Annotated in this window: 17 protein-coding genes; 11 read left to right on the forward strand and 6 right to left on the reverse strand. The window is 70.3% G+C overall.

The genetic code is table 11. The annotated features are described in order from the left end of the window. Positions 1-151: 151 nt before the first annotated feature. From mshD to pstB, 8 genes are all read left to right on the forward strand, one after another. Complete coding sequence (mshD, locus tag ACZ7H1_RS34040) at positions 152-1,078, forward strand: mycothiol synthase (RefSeq protein ID WP_470791989.1); 927 nt, start codon at positions 152-154, stop codon at positions 1,076-1,078. A 297-nt stretch (positions 1,079-1,375) separates the two neighbouring features. Beyond that, complete coding sequence (locus tag ACZ7H1_RS34045) at positions 1,376-3,607, forward strand: RNA degradosome polyphosphate kinase (RefSeq protein ID WP_470791991.1); 2,232 nt, start codon at positions 1,376-1,378, stop codon at positions 3,605-3,607. After that, positions 3,588-4,547, forward strand: a complete 960-nt coding sequence (locus ACZ7H1_RS34050; RefSeq protein ID WP_470791993.1) for a CHAD domain-containing protein — start codon at positions 3,588-3,590, stop codon at positions 4,545-4,547. The genes ACZ7H1_RS34045 and ACZ7H1_RS34050 overlap by 20 nt, the downstream gene beginning before the upstream one ends. Beyond that, positions 4,544-4,951 (forward strand): NUDIX hydrolase, encoded by a 408-nt coding sequence (locus tag ACZ7H1_RS34055; protein ID WP_470791995.1) that lies wholly within the window; start codon positions 4,544-4,546, stop codon positions 4,949-4,951. The genes ACZ7H1_RS34050 and ACZ7H1_RS34055 overlap by 4 nt, the downstream gene beginning before the upstream one ends. Before the next feature lie 301 nt (positions 4,952-5,252). Next, on the forward strand, positions 5,253-6,392 hold the full coding sequence (gene pstS / locus ACZ7H1_RS34060) for a phosphate ABC transporter substrate-binding protein PstS (RefSeq protein WP_470791996.1): 1,140 nt from the start codon (positions 5,253-5,255) through the stop codon (positions 6,390-6,392). Positions 6,393-6,483: 91 nt separating this feature from the next. Then, positions 6,484-7,476 (forward strand): phosphate ABC transporter permease subunit PstC, encoded by a 993-nt coding sequence (gene pstC / locus ACZ7H1_RS34065; protein WP_470791998.1) that lies wholly within the window; start codon positions 6,484-6,486, stop codon positions 7,474-7,476. After that, positions 7,473-8,543: a phosphate ABC transporter permease PstA gene (gene pstA, locus ACZ7H1_RS34070; RefSeq protein ID WP_470791999.1), complete on the forward strand. Its 1,071-nt coding sequence runs from the start codon at positions 7,473-7,475 to the stop codon at positions 8,541-8,543. Before pstC ends, pstA begins: the two co-directional genes overlap by 4 nt. Positions 8,544-8,571: 28 nt before the next feature. Further along, entirely contained in the window at positions 8,572-9,348 is a 777-nt protein-coding gene (pstB, locus tag ACZ7H1_RS34075; protein WP_470792001.1) for a phosphate ABC transporter ATP-binding protein PstB, read from the forward strand. A 109-nt stretch (positions 9,349-9,457) separates the two neighbouring features. Here pstB and ACZ7H1_RS34080 read toward each other — a convergent pair whose 3' ends face one another. Both ACZ7H1_RS34080 and ACZ7H1_RS34085 read right to left on the reverse strand, forming a co-directional pair. Beyond that, positions 9,458-10,456, reverse strand: coding sequence for an inorganic phosphate transporter (locus ACZ7H1_RS34080; protein WP_470792003.1), 999 nt, complete (start codon positions 10,454-10,456; stop codon positions 9,458-9,460). Between the two features lie 5 nt (positions 10,457-10,461). Further along, entirely contained in the window at positions 10,462-11,082 is a 621-nt protein-coding gene (locus ACZ7H1_RS34085) for a DUF47 domain-containing protein (protein ID WP_008742369.1), read from the reverse strand. 194 nt (positions 11,083-11,276) lie between these two features. Between ACZ7H1_RS34085 and ACZ7H1_RS34090 the strand changes: the two genes are divergently transcribed. After that, a complete protein-coding gene (locus ACZ7H1_RS34090; RefSeq protein ID WP_470792005.1) occupies positions 11,277-11,609 on the forward strand; it encodes a metal-sensitive transcriptional regulator in 333 nt (110 codons plus the stop codon). 41 nt (positions 11,610-11,650) lie between these two features. On the opposite strand, the gene ACZ7H1_RS34095 is transcribed toward ACZ7H1_RS34090, so the two are convergent. After that, positions 11,651-11,788, reverse strand: a complete 138-nt coding sequence (locus ACZ7H1_RS34095) for a hypothetical protein (protein ID WP_470792016.1) — start codon at positions 11,786-11,788, stop codon at positions 11,651-11,653. A gap of 116 nt (positions 11,789-11,904) precedes the next feature. Next, positions 11,905-12,714: an SCO4651 family lipoprotein gene (locus ACZ7H1_RS34100; RefSeq protein WP_470792006.1), complete on the reverse strand. Its 810-nt coding sequence runs from the start codon at positions 12,712-12,714 to the stop codon at positions 11,905-11,907. Positions 12,715-12,836: 122 nt separating this feature from the next. Between ACZ7H1_RS34100 and ACZ7H1_RS34105 the strand changes: the two genes are divergently transcribed. Then, the gene (locus ACZ7H1_RS34105; RefSeq protein ID WP_470792008.1) at positions 12,837-13,076 is read left to right on the forward strand and encodes a hypothetical protein; all 240 of its coding nucleotides are present in this window, start codon (positions 12,837-12,839) and stop codon (positions 13,074-13,076) included. Positions 13,077-13,171: 95 nt separating this feature from the next. Further along, positions 13,172-13,456 (forward strand): hypothetical protein, encoded by a 285-nt coding sequence (locus ACZ7H1_RS34110; protein WP_470792010.1) that lies wholly within the window; start codon positions 13,172-13,174, stop codon positions 13,454-13,456. 191 nt (positions 13,457-13,647) lie between these two features. On the opposite strand, the gene ACZ7H1_RS34115 is transcribed toward ACZ7H1_RS34110, so the two are convergent. Continuing rightward, positions 13,648-14,355: a phosphatase PAP2 family protein gene (locus ACZ7H1_RS34115; RefSeq protein WP_470792011.1), complete on the reverse strand. Its 708-nt coding sequence runs from the start codon at positions 14,353-14,355 to the stop codon at positions 13,648-13,650. A 188-nt stretch (positions 14,356-14,543) separates the two neighbouring features. Next, positions 14,544-15,560 (reverse strand): C40 family peptidase, encoded by a 1,017-nt coding sequence (locus ACZ7H1_RS34120; protein WP_470792013.1) that lies wholly within the window; start codon positions 15,558-15,560, stop codon positions 14,544-14,546. Positions 15,561-16,047 lie beyond the last annotated feature (487 nt).

Raw genomic sequence — 16,047 nt, forward strand, 5'->3', positions numbered from 1 at the left:
CGATACGACTGGAGGTTCATGCGATCGAAGATGCAAATCGCGTGCGAAGCCTACGGTCAACGCGCGTAGCACTACCAGGGGGTAACGGGTTACGACCCGGTTGCGGCTGGGGCAACCTCACGAGGCGAGCCGGGCGCCGTAGGCTCGACGCATGACTGACGCAGCAGCGGCCCTGGAGCCCGGACGGCAGATCCAGGAACTCGACGAACTGACCCAGGAACAGGCCGACGCGGTCCTCGAACTGATCGGGGAGGCGGCCCGCACCGACGGCACCACCGCGGTGTCCGAACAGGGCCGGCTCCAGCTGCACGGCGGGCAGCGCCCCGGAATCCGGCACTTCCTGCTCACCGAACACGGACGGCTGGCCGGATACGCCCAACTGGAAGACACCGACCCGGTCGAGGCCCCCGCCGCCGAACTCGTCGTCCATCCCGCCATGCGCGGCCGCGGCCACGGCCGCGCGCTCGGCACCGCCCTGCTCGCCGCCTCCGGCAAACGCCTGCGAGTCTGGGCACACGGGGGCAAATCAGCCGCCCGGCACCTCGCCCAGGTCCTGGGACTGACACTGTTCCGCGAACTGCGCCAGCTGCGCCGCCCCTTGAACCGCGCCAACCCCGTCCCCGAGCCCGTCCTGCCCGACGGGGTGACCGTACGGACCTTCGTCCCCGGCGCCGACGACGCCGCCTGGCTCGCGGCCAACGCCGCCGCCTTCGCCCACCACCCCGAGCAGGGCGCACTCGTCCAGCGGGACCTCGACGACCGCAAGGCCCAGCCGTGGTTCGACCCCAAGGGCTTCTTCCTGGCCGAGCGCGACGGCGCCCTCGTCGGCTTCCACTGGACGAAGGTCCACGCGGCCGAGCGGCTCGGCGAGGTGTACGTCGTCGGCGTCCTCCCCGGCGCCCAGGGCGGCGGCCTCGGCAAGGCCCTCACCGCCATCGGCCTGCGCCACCTGGAAGGCGCCGGCCTGCCCACCGCGATGCTGTACGTCGACGCCGACAACCCGGCCGCCCTCACCGTGTACGAACGCCTCGGCTTCGTCACCCACGAGGTCGACCTGATGTACCGCACGGAGTCCTGACCCGGCCCGGCCCGGCCCGGCCCGGCCCCCGGCACTCTCCCCGGCCTGCCCCCGCCGACGCGAAAACCGCAGGCCGTGGGGGCCCCGGGGGCGCCGGGGGCCGCTCAGGACACAAGAAGGTCACGGCTTGGGCCGGACACTCCCTGGAAGCCACACGCCATTAACCGGGCATTCAGACGCGCTTGCCACGCTCGCGCCATGCAGCCCGCCGCCGACCCCTCCCTACGCCTCGCCCTACGGCTGACGGCCGGAGATTCCGACGCGCCTGTACTGCCGCGTGCGCGGAAGAATAGAGGTATGAGCCAGCAGAGCAGCGCCGAGGTCCCGGTCCAGCACGTCCAGCCCTCCGTCGGTTCGATAGCCGCGCACCGCCCGCATTCGGTGTCCGCCGGGATTTCCGACCTAGAACCGGATCTCGACGCCGATCTGGACGCGTACGAGGACGACGGCGCGGACAGCGAGCTCCCCAGCGGCCGCTTCCTCGACCGCGAGCGCAGCTGGCTCGCCTTCAACGAACGCGTGCTCGAACTGGCCGAGGACCCGACCACTCCGCTCCTCGAACGGGCTAACTTCCTCGCGATCTTCGCGAGCAACCTCGACGAGTTCTTCATGGTCCGCGTGGCCGGCCTCAAGCGCCGCATCGCGACCGGCGTCGCCACCCGTTCGGCCTCGGGCCTCCAGCCCCGCGAGGTGCTCGAGCAGATCTGGACCCGCTCCCGCGAGCTCATGGCCCGGCACGCCGCCTGCTTCCAGCACGACGTGTCCCCCGCCCTCGCCGAAGAGGGCATCGAGCTCATCCGGTGGCCCGAGCTGACGGAGAAGGAGCAGGCCCGCCTGTTCACCCTCTTCCGCAACCGCATCTTCCCGGTGCTCACCCCGCTGGCCGTGGACCCCGCGCACCCCTTCCCGTACATCTCCGGCCTCTCGCTCAACCTCGCCGTCGTCGTGCGCAACCCCGTCAGCGGCCACCGGCACTTCGCGCGCGTCAAGGTCCCTCCGCTGCTCAACCGCTTCCTCGAGGCCTCGCCCCAGCGGTACGTCCCGCTGGAGGACGTCATCGCCGCGCACCTCGAAGAGCTCTTCCCGGGCATGGAGGTGCTGGCGCACCACATGTTCCGCGTGACCCGCAACGAGGACCTCGAAGTCGAAGAGGACGACGCCGAGAACCTCCTGCAGGCCCTGGAGAAGGAACTCATGCGGCGCCGCTTCGGGCCGCCCGTCCGCCTCGAAGTCGAGGAGTCCATCGACCCCGGCGTCCTCGACCTGCTCGTCCAGGAACTGAACGTCACCGCCGCCGAGGTGTATCCGCTGCCCGGCCCGCTCGACCTCACCGGCCTCTTCGGCATCTCCGGCCTCGACCGGCCCGAGCTGAAGTACCCGAAGTTCATCGCCGGCACCCACCGCGACCTCGCCGAGGTCGAATCGGCCTCCGCGCCCGACATCTTCGCCGCCCTGCGCGAGCGCGACGTCCTCCTGCACCACCCGTACGACAGCTTCTCGACCTCCGTCCAGGCCTTCCTGGAACAGGCCGCCGCCGACCCGGACGTCCTCGCCATCAAGCAGACGCTGTACCGGACCTCCGGCGACTCCCCCATCGTCGACGCGCTGATCGACGCGGCCGAGTCCGGCAAGCAGGTCCTCGTACTCGTCGAGATCAAGGCCCGCTTCGACGAACAGGCCAACATCAAGTGGGCCCGCAAGCTGGAGGAGTCCGGCTGCCACGTCGTCTACGGCCTCGTCGGCCTCAAGACGCACTGCAAGCTCTCCCTCGTCGTCCGCCAGGAAGGCGAGACGCTGCGCCGCTACTCCCACGTCGGCACCGGCAACTACCACCCCAAGACCGCCCGGCTCTACGAAGACCTCGGCCTGCTCACCGCCGACCCGCAGGTCGGCGCCGACCTGTCCGACCTCTTCAACCGGCTGTCCGGCTACTCCCGGCGCGAGACCTACCGGCGCCTCCTCGTCGCCCCGAAGTCCCTGCGCGACGGCCTGATCTCCCGGATCAACAAGGAAGTCGCCCACTACCGCGCCGGGCGGCCCGCCTACGTCCGCATCAAGGTCAACTCGATCGTCGACGAAGCCCTCATCGACGCGCTCTACCGGGCCTCCCAGGCAGGCGTCACCGTGGACATCTGGGTGCGCGGCATCTGCGCCGTACGCCCCGGAGTCACCGGACTCTCGGAGAACATCCGCGTCCGCTCCGTCCTCGGCCGCTTCCTGGAACACTCCCGGCTCTTCGCCTTCGGCAACGGCGGCGAGCCCGAGATCTGGCTCGGCAGCGCCGACATGATGCACCGCAACCTCGACCGCCGCATCGAGGCCCTGGTGCGGGTCGCCGACCCGGCCCACCGCGCCGCGCTCGACCGGCTCATGGAAACCGGCATGTCCGACGCCGGCTCCTCCTGGCACCTCGGCCCCGACGGCGAGTGGACCCGGCACAGCACGGACGCGGACGGCCAGCCCCTGCGGCACGTACAGGAGATGCTCATAGACGCCCGGAGGCGCCGGCGTGGCTCAGCAAAACCTTGACCCCCGTGCCGGCGACGTCCTGGGCGCGTACCTGCGGGCCCAGGCGACCGCCTTCCTGCGCGGCCTCAGGCTCCACGAGGAAAGCGGTGCGGACGCGGTCGACGGCACCGAGGCCGCCCGCGCCCTGCGCGGCGCGGCCCGCCGGATCAGCTGCTCCCTGGCGACCTTCCGCCCGGTCACGGACTCCGGCTGGGCGGACACCCTGCGCACCGAGCTGACCTGGCTGTCCTCCACCCTGGCGGACGAGCACGCGTACGCCGCCCGGCTGAGCCGGCTGATGGACGCGCTGCACCGGCTGTCGGGCTCCCCCGACCTCCCCGCCCCCCGGGGCGGCGGCCGCTCCTCGCTCACCGTCGGCTCGGCCCGCGCCGGCGCCCTGCTGGAACGCCAGCTGACCCTGGCCCGGACCCGCGCGCACTCGGCCACCCTCCAGGCCCTCGGCTCGTCCCGCTTCCACGCCGTCGCGGACGCCGTCGCCGTCCTGGCCTCCGAGGTCCCGCTCGACACCATCGCAGCGGCCGGCCGTACGGACGACGTGCTCGTCCCGCTCGCCGCACAGGTCGGCGACCGGCTGTCCGCGGCCGTCGGCGACCTCCCGCTGCTGCGGGCCGCGCACCCGTACAACGCCGAGGCCCTGGTCGACGACGAACACCAGGACGCGCCGTGGCACCGGGTCCGCTCCCTGCTGCGGGTCCACCGGTACGCCCGGGAGACCCTCGCCGAGGACGTCACCCGGCTCACCGCGGCCGGCGAAGCCCTGGACCGGCACCGGGACGCCTCCGCGGCCGCCGCCGCCTCGGCCGCAGCCGCCCGCACCCCGCGGATCGCCCCGGCCACGGCCTACGCCCTGGGAGTCCTCCACGCCGACCAGCGCCACGAGGTCGAAGCCGCCCGCTTCGACTTCCAGCGGATCTGGCAGCGCACGGCGGTCGCCACATGACCGACGTCGTCGCGGCCGGCTGTGTCCTGTGGCGCCGCTCCCCCCGGAACGGCGCCCTGGAGATCTGCCTCGTCCACCGGCCGCGCTACGACGACTGGTCGCACCCGAAGGGCAAACTGAAGCGGTCCGAGACACCCGCCGAGGCGGCGGTCCGCGAGGTACGGGAGGAAACCGGCCAGAGCTGCGCCCTGGGGGCCCCGCTGCCCCCGGCCCACTACTACGTCGGCGGTCTGTCGAAGACCGTTCACTACTGGTCGGCCGAGGCGACCGGGGGCACCTTCACACCCTCCGACGAGATCGACCGGGTCCAGTGGCTCCGGCCCGAGGCCGCAGCCGCCCGGCTCACCGAGCCGCGCGACCGCACCCTGCTCAGCACGGCTCTGACCAGCATGGACCGGGACTGAACCGACCCCGGACGACCCTGCCCGTGGCCGGAAACCGCTCCCGGACTCACGCCGGGGCGCGGACGTGCGCTCCGGCGCCCAGCGCCGGGCGGCCACACCAGGCCGTCCGCCACGGTTCACCGTCCGTTCACTCACACCCGCTGGCCGCTTCACCTGTTCTGCCTAATTTCAATGGTGCACGGTGCAGATCGGGGCCGAAAACAGTCCACGTGCCGCGCAACAGGCCGTACCCAGCTGTAGTCCTCTACGCACGCCGCCCGATAAAGAAGAGACCGGCGGCTCCTGGAAGGAACACCCGAAAGTGAAGCTTCAGCGCAAGAACCGGCTTCGTGCCTCCGCCCTCGGGGCCCTCGTCGTGTCCGGCGCCCTGGTCCTCACGGCGTGCGGCTCCGACGAGAACACCAAGCCGAGCAAGGACGGCAGCACCAACGCCGCGGCCCCGACCGGCTCCGTGAAGTGCGACGACGCCAAGGGCCAGCTCCTGGCGGCCGGCTCGACCGCTCAGAAGAACGCCATGGACCTGTGGGTCAAGGGCTTCATGGCCGCCTGCTCGGGCGTGGAGATCAACTACCAGGCCATCGGCTCCGGCGGCGGCATCACCAAGTTCAACCAGGGCCAGGTGGCCTTCGCCGGTTCCGACTCCGCGCTCAAGGAGGAGGAGGTCGCCGACTCGCAGAAGATCTGCAAGGGCGGCCAGGGCATCAACCTCCCCATGGTCGGCGGCCCCGTCGCGATCGGCTACAACCTGAGCGGCGTGGACAACCTGATCCTCGACGCCCCGACACTGGCCAAGATCTTCGACTCGAAGATCACCAAGTGGGACGACGCGGCGATCGCCAAGCTGAACCCCGGCGTGAAGCTCCCGAGCACCGCCATCCAGGCGTTCCACCGGTCGGACGAGTCCGGCACCACCCAGAACCTGGGCAAGTACCTCAGCGAGGCCGCTCCGGCCGACTGGAAGCACGACCCGAAGTCGAAGTCGTGGCTGGCCCCCGGCGGCCAGGCTGCCAACGGTTCCTCCTCCGTCGCCTCGAACGTCAAGGACACCGACGGCGCGATCGGCTACTTCGAGCTCTCGTACGCGAAGAACAGCTCCATCAAGACGGTCAGCCTCAACACGGGCGCGTCCGCCCCGGTCGCGGCCACCACGGACAACGCCTCCAAGGCGATCGCCGCCGCCAAGATCAAGGGCACCGGCAACGACCTGGCGCTGAAGCTCGACTACGCCACCAAGGCCGAGGGTGCCTACCCCCTCGTGCTGGTGACCTACGAGATCGCCTGCGACAAGGGCAACAAGGCCGAGACCCTGCCCACCGTGAAGGCGTTCCTCAACTACGCCATCAGCGAGGAGGGCCAGAAGGTGCTCGTCGACGCCCACTACGCGCCGATCCCGGCCGAGATCGCGGCCAAGGTCCGCGCGATCGTCCCCACCCTCTCCTGACCCACCGCGGCCGGCTCCGCAGCTGCGGAGCCGGCCGCACCATCCGGTGCACCGCCGCCTGGAGCGTTCCGCTCCGCAGACCGGAGAAATCATGGATATATCAACCCGAACCAAAGAAACGGCACCGCGCTCAGCCGTGCCCCGCCGCCAGCGCAGCACCGGCAGCGCCGGCGACCGCATCTTCCTGGGTCTCTCCCGGGGATCCGGCATCGCCCTACTGGTGATCATGGCCGCCATCGCGGCCTTCCTCGCCTACCGGACCGTCCTGGCCATCTCCAAGGACGAGGCGAACTTCCTCACCACCTCGGAGTGGAACCCGGCCGGCGACCCGCCGGTCTTCGGCATCGCCGTTCTCGTCTACGGCACGGTCGTCAGCTCGGTCATCGCGATGCTCATCGCCGTGCCGGTCGCCATCGGCATCGCGCTGTTCATCTCCCACTACGCCCCGCGCAAGCTGGCCGGCCCGCTCGGCTACCTCGTCGACCTGCTGGCCGCCGTGCCGAGCATCATCTACGGCCTCTGGGGCGCCGTCTTCCTGGTCCCGTACCTGGGCGGCCTGAACTCCTGGCTCGACGAGTTCCTCGGCTGGACGTACATCTTCGACAAAACCAGCGAGGGCATCGCCCGGAACATGGTCACGGTCGGCATCCTGCTGGCCATCATGATCCTGCCGATCATCACCAACGTCACGCGTGAGGTCTTCCTCCAGGCGCCCAAGGCGCAGGAAGAGGCCGCTCTGGCCCTCGGTGCCACGCGCTGGGAAGTCATCCGGATGGCAGTCCTGCCCTTCGGCCGCTCCGGCATCATCAGCGCCTCGATGCTCGGCCTCGGCCGCGCCCTCGGCGAGACGATGGCCGTCGCCGTCGTGCTCTCCCCGAGCTTCTTGATCTCCGGCCACCTGCTGGACCCGGGCGGCGGTACGTTCGCGCAGAACATCGCCGCGAAGTTCAACGAAGCCGACGAGTTCGGCCGTGACGCACTCATCGCCTCCGGCCTTGTCCTCTTCGTCATCACCCTGCTGGTCAACGGCGCAGCCCGCATGATCATTGCGCGCCGCAAGGAGTACTCGGGGGCCAACGCATGAGCCAGCTCGTCCAGGACACGCGCCCCGCGTCCTCCCTCCACCAGAGCCTGAGCCACGAGCGCCTGCCCCGCTGGGCACCGGCCGCGATCGCGGCGTCGTCCATCGCTGCGGGCTCGGGCATCGGCCTCATCGCCGGGCTGCACAGCAAGGTCCAGTGGGGCCTGCTCGCCGCCCTGATCTTCGTGGCCGCCACATACGCGATCACCAGCAAGGTCGAGGGCAGCCGCCAGGGCAAGGACCGCGTCGCGACCAGCCTGGTCTGGGTCTGCTTCGTCCTCGCCATCGTCCCGCTGCTCTCGCTCGCCTGGGTCACGATTTCCAAGGGCATCAAGGTCCTCGACCCGTACTTCCTGACCCACTCGATGAGCGGTCTGCTCGACGCGGAGGCAGGCGGCGGTGTCTACCACGCCCTGCTCGGCACCTTGGAGCAGGTGGGCATCGCCACCCTGATCGCGGCGCCCATCGGCATGCTCACGGCCGTCTACCTCGTCGAGTACGGCCGGGGCAAGCTGGCCCACGCCGTCACCTTCTTCGTCGACGTCATGACCGGCATCCCGTCGATCGTCGCGGGTCTGTTCATCCTCGCCACCTGGAATCTGATGCTGGGCTTCGGGCCCTCCGGATTCGCGGGCGCCATGGCCCTGGCCATCCTGATGATGCCGGTCGTCGTCCGGTCCACCGAGGAGATGCTCAAGCTCGTCCCGAACGAACTCCGTGAGGCCTCCCTCGCCCTCGGAGTCCCGAAGTGGCGCACCATTCTGAAGGTGGTCCTCCCCACGGCCATCGGCGGCATCACCACCGGTGTGATGCTCGCCGTCGCCCGTATCACGGGTGAGACCGCCCCGGTGCTGCTCCTCGTCTTCGGCACGAAGCTGATCAATCCGAACCCCTTCGAAGGCGCGCAGTCGTCGCTCCCGCTCTACGTGTACGAGCAGTACTCCGTGGGCACCGACGCTTCGCTCGACCGCGCATGGGCGGCTGCGCTCGTCCTGATCGCCTTCGTCATGATCCTGAACCTGGTGGCCCGCGGCATCGCCCGCTGGAAGGCCCCGAAGACCGGCCGCTGACGCAGCCGAACGAAAGAAGCTGATTCACATGGCCAAGCGCATCGACGTCTCCGGTCTCTCCGCCTTCTACGGCACCCACAAGGCCATCGACGACATCTCCATGACCGTCGAGCCCCGCTCCGTGACGGCCTTCATCGGCCCGTCCGGCTGCGGCAAGTCCACCTTCCTGCGCACCCTGAACCGCATGCACGAGGTCACCCCCGGCGGCCGCGTCGAGGGCAAGGTGCTCCTGGACGACGAGAACCTGTACGGCGCCGGCGTCGACCCGGTCGCCGTCCGCCGTACGGTCGGCATGGTCTTCCAGCGCCCCAACCCCTTCCCCACCATGTCGATCTTCGACAACGTGGCGGCGGGCCTGCGCCTGAACGGCAAGTTCCGCAAGAGCGAGCTCGAGGACATCGTCGAGAAGTCCCTCCAGGGCGCGAACCTGTGGAACGAGGTCAAGGACCGCCTGAACAAGCCCGGCTCCGGCCTCTCCGGCGGCCAGCAGCAGCGTCTGTGCATCGCCCGCGCCATCGCGGTCGAGCCGCAGGTCCTGCTGATGGACGAGCCCTGCTCCGCCCTCGACCCGATCTCCACCCTCGCCATCGAGGACCTGATCGGCGAGCTGAAGGAGCGTTTCACCATCGTCATCGTGACGCACAACATGCAGCAGGCCGCCCGCGTCTCGGACCGTACGGCCTTCTTCAACCTCGCGGCCGTCGGCCAGCCCGGCAAGCTCATCGAGCTCGACGACACGGACCGGATCTTCTCCAACCCGTCCGTCCAGGCCACCGAGGACTACATCTCGGGCCGCTTCGGCTGAGCCGCCCGCACAGAACGTCCTGCGGTGCTGCATGGCGGTGCCACCGCAAGGCGAAGGGCCCGCCCCCTGGGAAGGGGGCGGGCCCGCTTTCGTCTCTGCGTACCGTCCGTCAGACGAAGGCCAGGTTCACGATCCAGAAGCTCAGCGCGGCGACCAGCGCCGCGGCCGGCATGGTGATGAACCAGCCCAGGATGATGTTCTTGGCGACGCCCCAGCGGACCGCGTTCACCCGCTTGGTGGCGCCCACACCCATGATCGCCGAGGTGATGACGTGGGTCGTGGAGATCGGCGCGTGGAAGAGGAACGCCGAGCCGAACATGATCGACGCACCGGTGGTCTCCGCCGCGAAGCCCTGCGGCGGGTCCAGCTCGATGATCTTGCGGCCCAGGGTGCGCATGATGCGCCAGCCGCCCGCGTACGTACCGAGCGAGAGCATCACCGCACAGGCGACCTTCACCCACACCGGGATCGGGTCGCCGGCCTGCTCGACGTCGGCGATGACCAGGGCCATCACCACGATGCCCATCGTCTTCTGGGCGTCCTGCAGACCGTGGCCGAGGGCCATGCCGGCCGCCGAGACCGTCTGCGCGATCCGGAAGCCGCGCTTGGCCTTGTGCGGGTTCGTCCGGCGGAACATCCACATGATCGCGACCATCACCAGGTAACCGGCGACCAGGCCGACGACCGGCGAGATGAACATCGGGATGACGACCTTCTCGACCACGCCGTCCCACAGGACTTCGATGCCGCCCGCGAGGGCCGCGCCCACCATGCCCCCGAACAGGGCGTGCGAGGAGGACGAGGGAAGACCGAAGTACCAGGTGATCAGGTTCCAGACGATCGCGCCGACCAGCGCCGCGAAGAGGATCCACATGCCGCGGTTGCCTTGGGGCGTCTCGATCAGACCCGAGCTGACCGTCTTGGCGACCCCGCTGCCCAGGAAGGCACCGGCGAGGTTCATCACCGCGGCCATCGCCAGGGCCGCCCGCGGGGTCAGCGCCCGCGTCGAGACCGAGGTGGCGATGGCGTTCGCGGAGTCGTGGAAGCCGTTGGTGTACGTGAAGCCGAGCGCGACACCGATGGTCACGACCAGCGCAAAGGTGTCCACGAGGTTCAGGACTCCTTGACCGCGATGGTCTCCACCGTGTTCGCGACGTGCTCGAACGCGTCGGCCGCCTCTTCGAGCACGTCGACGATCTGCTTGAGCTTCAGCACCTCGATGGCGTCGTACTTGCCGTTGAAGAGCTGGGCGAGCAGCTTGCGGTGGATCTGGTCCGCCTGGTTCTCGAGGCGGTTGACCTCGATCCAGTACTCGGTCAGGTTGTCCATCGTCCGCAGGTGCGGCATGGCCTCGGCGGTCAGCTCGGCCGCGCGCGCCAGCACCTCGATCTGCTGCTCGACTCCCTTCGGGAGCTCCTCCACGTTATAGAGGACGACAAGATCGACGGCCTCTTCCATGAAGTCCATGATGTCGTCGAGCGACGAGGCGAGGTTGTAGATGTCCTCGCGGTCGAACGGCGTGATGAAGGAGGAGTTCAGCTGGTGGAAGATCGCGTGGGTCGCGTCGTCCCCCGCGTGCTCCGCCGCCCGCATCCGTTCCGCGATCTCGGCCCGGGCGGACGAGTCCGCTCCGAGCAGTTCCATCAGGAGCTTCGAGCCCGTGACGATGTTGTCCGCGGAGGCGGCGAACATGTCGTAGAAGCTCGTCTCCCTGGGGGTCAGACGAAATCGCACGTGAGGTCCTCGGGGTGCATTGGATTCGGTCAGGCTGATGCTAGGCGCATCCTCCGGCCACGGCTAACCGGCGGTTCCCCAGTGTCCTCCATCAGGCAGAGTGAGGAGTACGAGCCCCTGCCCGATGGGGCAAAGCCCGGTACCCTATACCCATGAGGGGTATACACCTCCCCTCACGTGACCACGGAGGACGCATGACCACCACCGAGGCGGAAGCGGCCGGCCACGTGCACGGCGACGGCGCAGTACACGGCTACCACCACCAGAAGGACGAGCACCTCAAGCGGCTCCGCCGGATCGAGGGCCAGATCCGCGGACTCCAGCGCCTCGTCGACGAAGACGTCTACTGCATCGACATACTCACGCAGGTCTCGGCCAGCACGAAGGCGCTCCAGTCCTTCGCGCTGCAGCTGCTCGAGGAGCACCTGCGGCACTGCGTGGCCGACGCCGCCGTCAAGGGCGGCGAGGAGATCGACGCCAAGGTCGAGGAAGCGACCAAGGCCATCGCCCGCCTGCTGCGCACCTGACGCCTTCTGCTGTGAGTGAGGTGAGTGCGGCCGGCCTGCGGTCAGGCGCTGCGTACGAGCAGGACCTCGTCGATCCGGTCCTGGCTGAGCCGGTCCTCGTCCGCGGCTGAGGCCGCGATGATCAGCTCACCGCACAGCTCGATCTCGGCGAGGGCCACGTGGTCCTGGACAGTCATCACGCCTGCCGGGGTCACGCGCACCACCTCTCTCTGCCGTTGCCGATTCTCAGCGTAGGGAGGCGGCCACGCCCCGCGCATGACACGGATGGACCATTTCCGGCTACCCGGCCGGACGGTCAGTCGGCAATCTTCCCCGCGAAGATGTCCCGGCTTGGCGGCAATTGGACCGTCACCGGGGTGCCAAACCCGAACAGCAGCGTCGTCGACGAGACATCGATCACGCCATTGTTGACATAACTGAAACGATGCCGGACCTTCCGCAGCCGCCCGATCTCGTCGAGGTACACGTCGAACGGCACGGTGTCCTTGCTGAACCCTTTCGCCGCCGCCTCCAGCGCGGCCCTCGCGTGCGGGGCCGCACTCCGGGCCGCCCGCGCGATGTCGGTCGTCCCCCGGTAGTGCCGGACCTTGGTCCCCGCGAGCTCCGTCTCCCCCACGTACGTCACGTCCTGCGCGCCGCGCAGCAGCTCCGCCGCGGCCACCGGGTCCGTCGCCCCTCCCGTGACGAGGTTCCCGTCGGCGAGGGAGGTCGTGTCCACCCGTACCCACTTGTCGGCGGGCACGCCCGCACCCCGGTTCTTCATATAGAGGGCGCCCGGAGCCAGCAGCTCGGTGATCGGCCGGTGCCCCGCCTTCCCCGTCACGTCGGCCGGCAGCATCACGAGCAGCTGCCCGAGCCGCTTGCGGAAGTCGACTCCGCCCTCGCCGCGGATCGTGACGCGCGTACCGCCGGTGGCCATCTCCATCGCCGTACGGGCGCGGGCACTCCCCGAGCGCGCCAGTACGTCGGCAGCCGACCGGACCGCCTGCGCACCGTCCGGAGGGGGCTCTTCCGCACCGCATCCGACGGTGCCGCCCATCACCCCCAGCACGGTCGCGGCGGCGAGCCACGCCCCACCTCTGCGCCTGTGCTGCTGCACCACCATCGCCTGCCAACCCCCAACGCATGACCGCTGTTTGCCCGAGGCCCCCACCCGCTCCGCATAACGAGCCCAGGGGTTCCCCGTCACGGTGCGGGTTCCCTGCCGGAGGCAGGTACCGTGGAGACGTGGACTCGCACACCGCAGCGCCCCGCGTCACTCCGCTTCCCGCCGCCGTACCGGAGCCGCGCACACCGCAGTCGCGCACCCCGGAACCGTCAGAGCCCGCCCACCACACCACCACCGCCGAGCGCGGTTCGTTCTGTCTGGCCCAGTGCAGCTGCGGCTGGCGCGGCCCGGCCCGCCGCTCCCGCGACCTCGCCCGCAAGGACGCCGCCGCGCACACGCCGCCGCCGCGCGCGTCGTAGCCCGTACGGGCCACCCGGGTGGCCGGCCTGCCGCGCGCCGGGTGCCCTGGACGCAGGAGGAGACCGCCTCCGGCAGCAGCGACAGGGCGGAGCCCATGGCACGACCCGCAGCAACCCGAATCGCCGTACTCGCGTGGACCCTGCTGTTCGCCCTGGTCCCGCACCAGGCCTGGGCCGCCCACAAGCCCGCCGCCAAGCCGTCCCAGAGGCCCGGCCTGCGGCCCGCCCACACAGCCGGCGCCCGGCCGGTCGGCACGGCGGACGGCCCCGCCGACGTGGCGCTGGCCATCGGGACCACGACCGCGGCCGCGGCGGCGACCGGCCTGTGGCTGCGCTCGCGCTACCGCCGCGATGCCCGCCGGCAGGGCGGCGAACCCTGAACCCGCCCGACGGCCGCGGCGCCGTCAGGGTCTGCTTCGGGGCGGCGGCCCTGTGCCTGCTCGCCGCGGTCGTGCTCTACCTGCTGGGGTGAGCGGCAGGGCGGGCACGGGTCGAGGCAGGAACGGCTCGGGGCGGGAACGGCTCGGGGCGGGAACGGCTCGGGGCGGGAACGGCTCGGGGCGGGAACGGCTCAGGCCGCGAGGTCGCGCTCCGGATAGGAATCGCCCTGCGCCGCATGAGCCTGGGGCAGGTCCACGGGCCGGGGCCGCTCCACGGTCCGCGACCGTACGATCCACCCCAGCCGGCGGGACCGGGCGACGGCCCGTACGACCGGCGTCAGCAGCGCCATCGCGAGCGGCGCCAGCAGCAGGACCACGGCGGTCCCGAGCGCCAGCCCGCCGACGACGTCCGTGGGGTAGTGCACGCCCATGTAGACCCGGCAGAAGCCCTCGACCAGCGCGAGGCCGATGCCGACGAGACCGAGCTTGCGGTGCGCGATGAACAGGCCGACGCCGAGGGCCATGGCGAGGGTCGCGTGATCGCTGACGAAGGAGAAGTCGGTCTTGCCCCCGGCCAGCACCTCGAGCCCCTCGTGCTGCTTGAACGGCCGCGGGCGTCCGACGAATTCGCGCAGGGGGACGTTCACGAGCAGGGCGATGCCGGCTGCCAGCGGCGTCCAGACCAGCGCGGCGAACGAATCCACGGCCGCGGTCTCGCTCTGCCGACGTGCGCCTCGCCAGCACCACAGCACGAGCAGGACGAGGGCGAGGAGGATGCCGTACTCGCCGACGAAGCCCATGGCCCGGTCGAACCAGCCGGGGGCGGCCTCGGCGAGGCCGTTGATGCCGTAGAGCAGGCTTACATCGGGGTTCGGCCCGCCCGCCGCGAGTCCAGCCATGGTGGTGTGGCCCCTTGCCCTTGCCTCGTCCCCTGCGGACACACGCCGGTGTGTGCCCCTTGGCCCCCCGTGATCAAGCCCCCGCGTCCATGGAACGCCCGTTCTGGCGCGTACGTTCCACTCTCCACCGAATGATCACCCCAACGTTATCGAAGAGTGACTCATCGTCGCAGCTCAAGGCCTGAGCGTCACGGAGTGTCGCGGGTCCCCGAGTGGTCCGGGAGCGCCTCCGCGCCGTCCTTCGTGACGCGGGTCGCTCCGAAATAGTCGGGAGTGTCGATCTTGTCAAAGCGGATCACGGCACCGGTGAAGGGGGCATTGATCATGTAGCCGCCGCCCACGTAGAGCCCGACGTGCCGGATCTCGCGCGAATTTGTCAGATCGTCAGAGAAGAACACCAGGTCACCCGGGAGCAGTTCGTCGCGCGAGGGGTGCGAACCGGCGTTGTACTGGTCGTTCGCCACCCGCGGCAGCTCGATCCCCACCGTCCGGTACGCGGCCTGCGTCAGCCCCGAGCAGTCGAAGCGCCCGCCCTGCTCGGGCGTACCGTTCCCGCCCCACAGGTACGGCGTACCGAGCTTCTGCTGCGCGAAGTAGATGGCTCCGGCGGCCTGCCGGGACGGCGCCACCCGCCCGACCGGCCGCTCGAAACTCTTCGCGAGGGTGGTGATGACCTTCACGTAGTTCTGGGTCTCGCGGTACGGCGGCACGCCGCGGTACTTGAGCACGGCTCCGGGGCCGGCGTTGTACGCGGCGAGCATGTTCTTCACCGGGTCGCCGGGCACGTGCTTCACGTCCGCGGCGAGCGAGCAGTCGTACGAGGCCGCGGACGGGATCGCGTCCTTCGGGTCCCAGATGTCGCGGTCCCCGTCCTTGTCCCCGTCGATGCCGTGCGAGCGCCACGTACCGGGGATGAACTGCGCGATGCCGCGGGCGTCGGCCGGGCTGACGATGTCCGGGTCCCAGCCGCTCTCCTGGTACAGCTGCGCCGCGAGCAGGGCGGGGTTGAGGGTGGGGCAGAGGTTTCCCCAGGTCTGGACGAGGGACTGGTACTTCGCCGGCACGGCCCCCTTGGCCAGCCCGGCGAACCGGCCCCCGCCGGTCGCGATCCCGGCCGCGGCCGAGTACGTGCCGATGATCAGGAGCGCGATGAAGCAGAAGAACACCGCGGTCCCGACGCCACCCGCCACCCAGAATCTGCGCACCCGTCAACCCTCCCCCATCGGACGCCCCTTCACAGCAGTTTCCCGGACTCGTGTCGGTCCGTCAGCACCGCCCCGACCGATCCCTGAACGGAGGGAGCCGGGTCGGCGCACGTGCCGACGCGGAAGGGGGGTCGGTCACGGGGCTCGGTCACGGGGGCTCGGCGGGGGCGAGGCGTGCTGCGGGCGGGGTCCGGCGCTTCTGCCGGCTCGGCCCTGCGCCCCCAAGCGGGACTTCCCTGTCCGGCGTTTGCCCACCCGCCCCCTCGGCTGAGCCGAGTCCTGCTGCGGTCAGCGTGATGCCTGGCCGGTGTCAGTGGCCTGTTCCGGTAGGTCGGGGACGTGAGTGGTGGGCGGGGTGAGGGGGGCGTGTTTCCGGTGGGTCGGGGTGGCGGGGTTCTCCGTGGTCTGCCCGCATGTCTGAGTGTCCGTCCGTGCCGGGCCGGCCCGTCAAGGGCGCTCCTCCTCGTTCCTCGTCGTCGCGTCGCTT

The organism is Streptomyces sp. NPDC037401 (assembly GCF_055602345.1).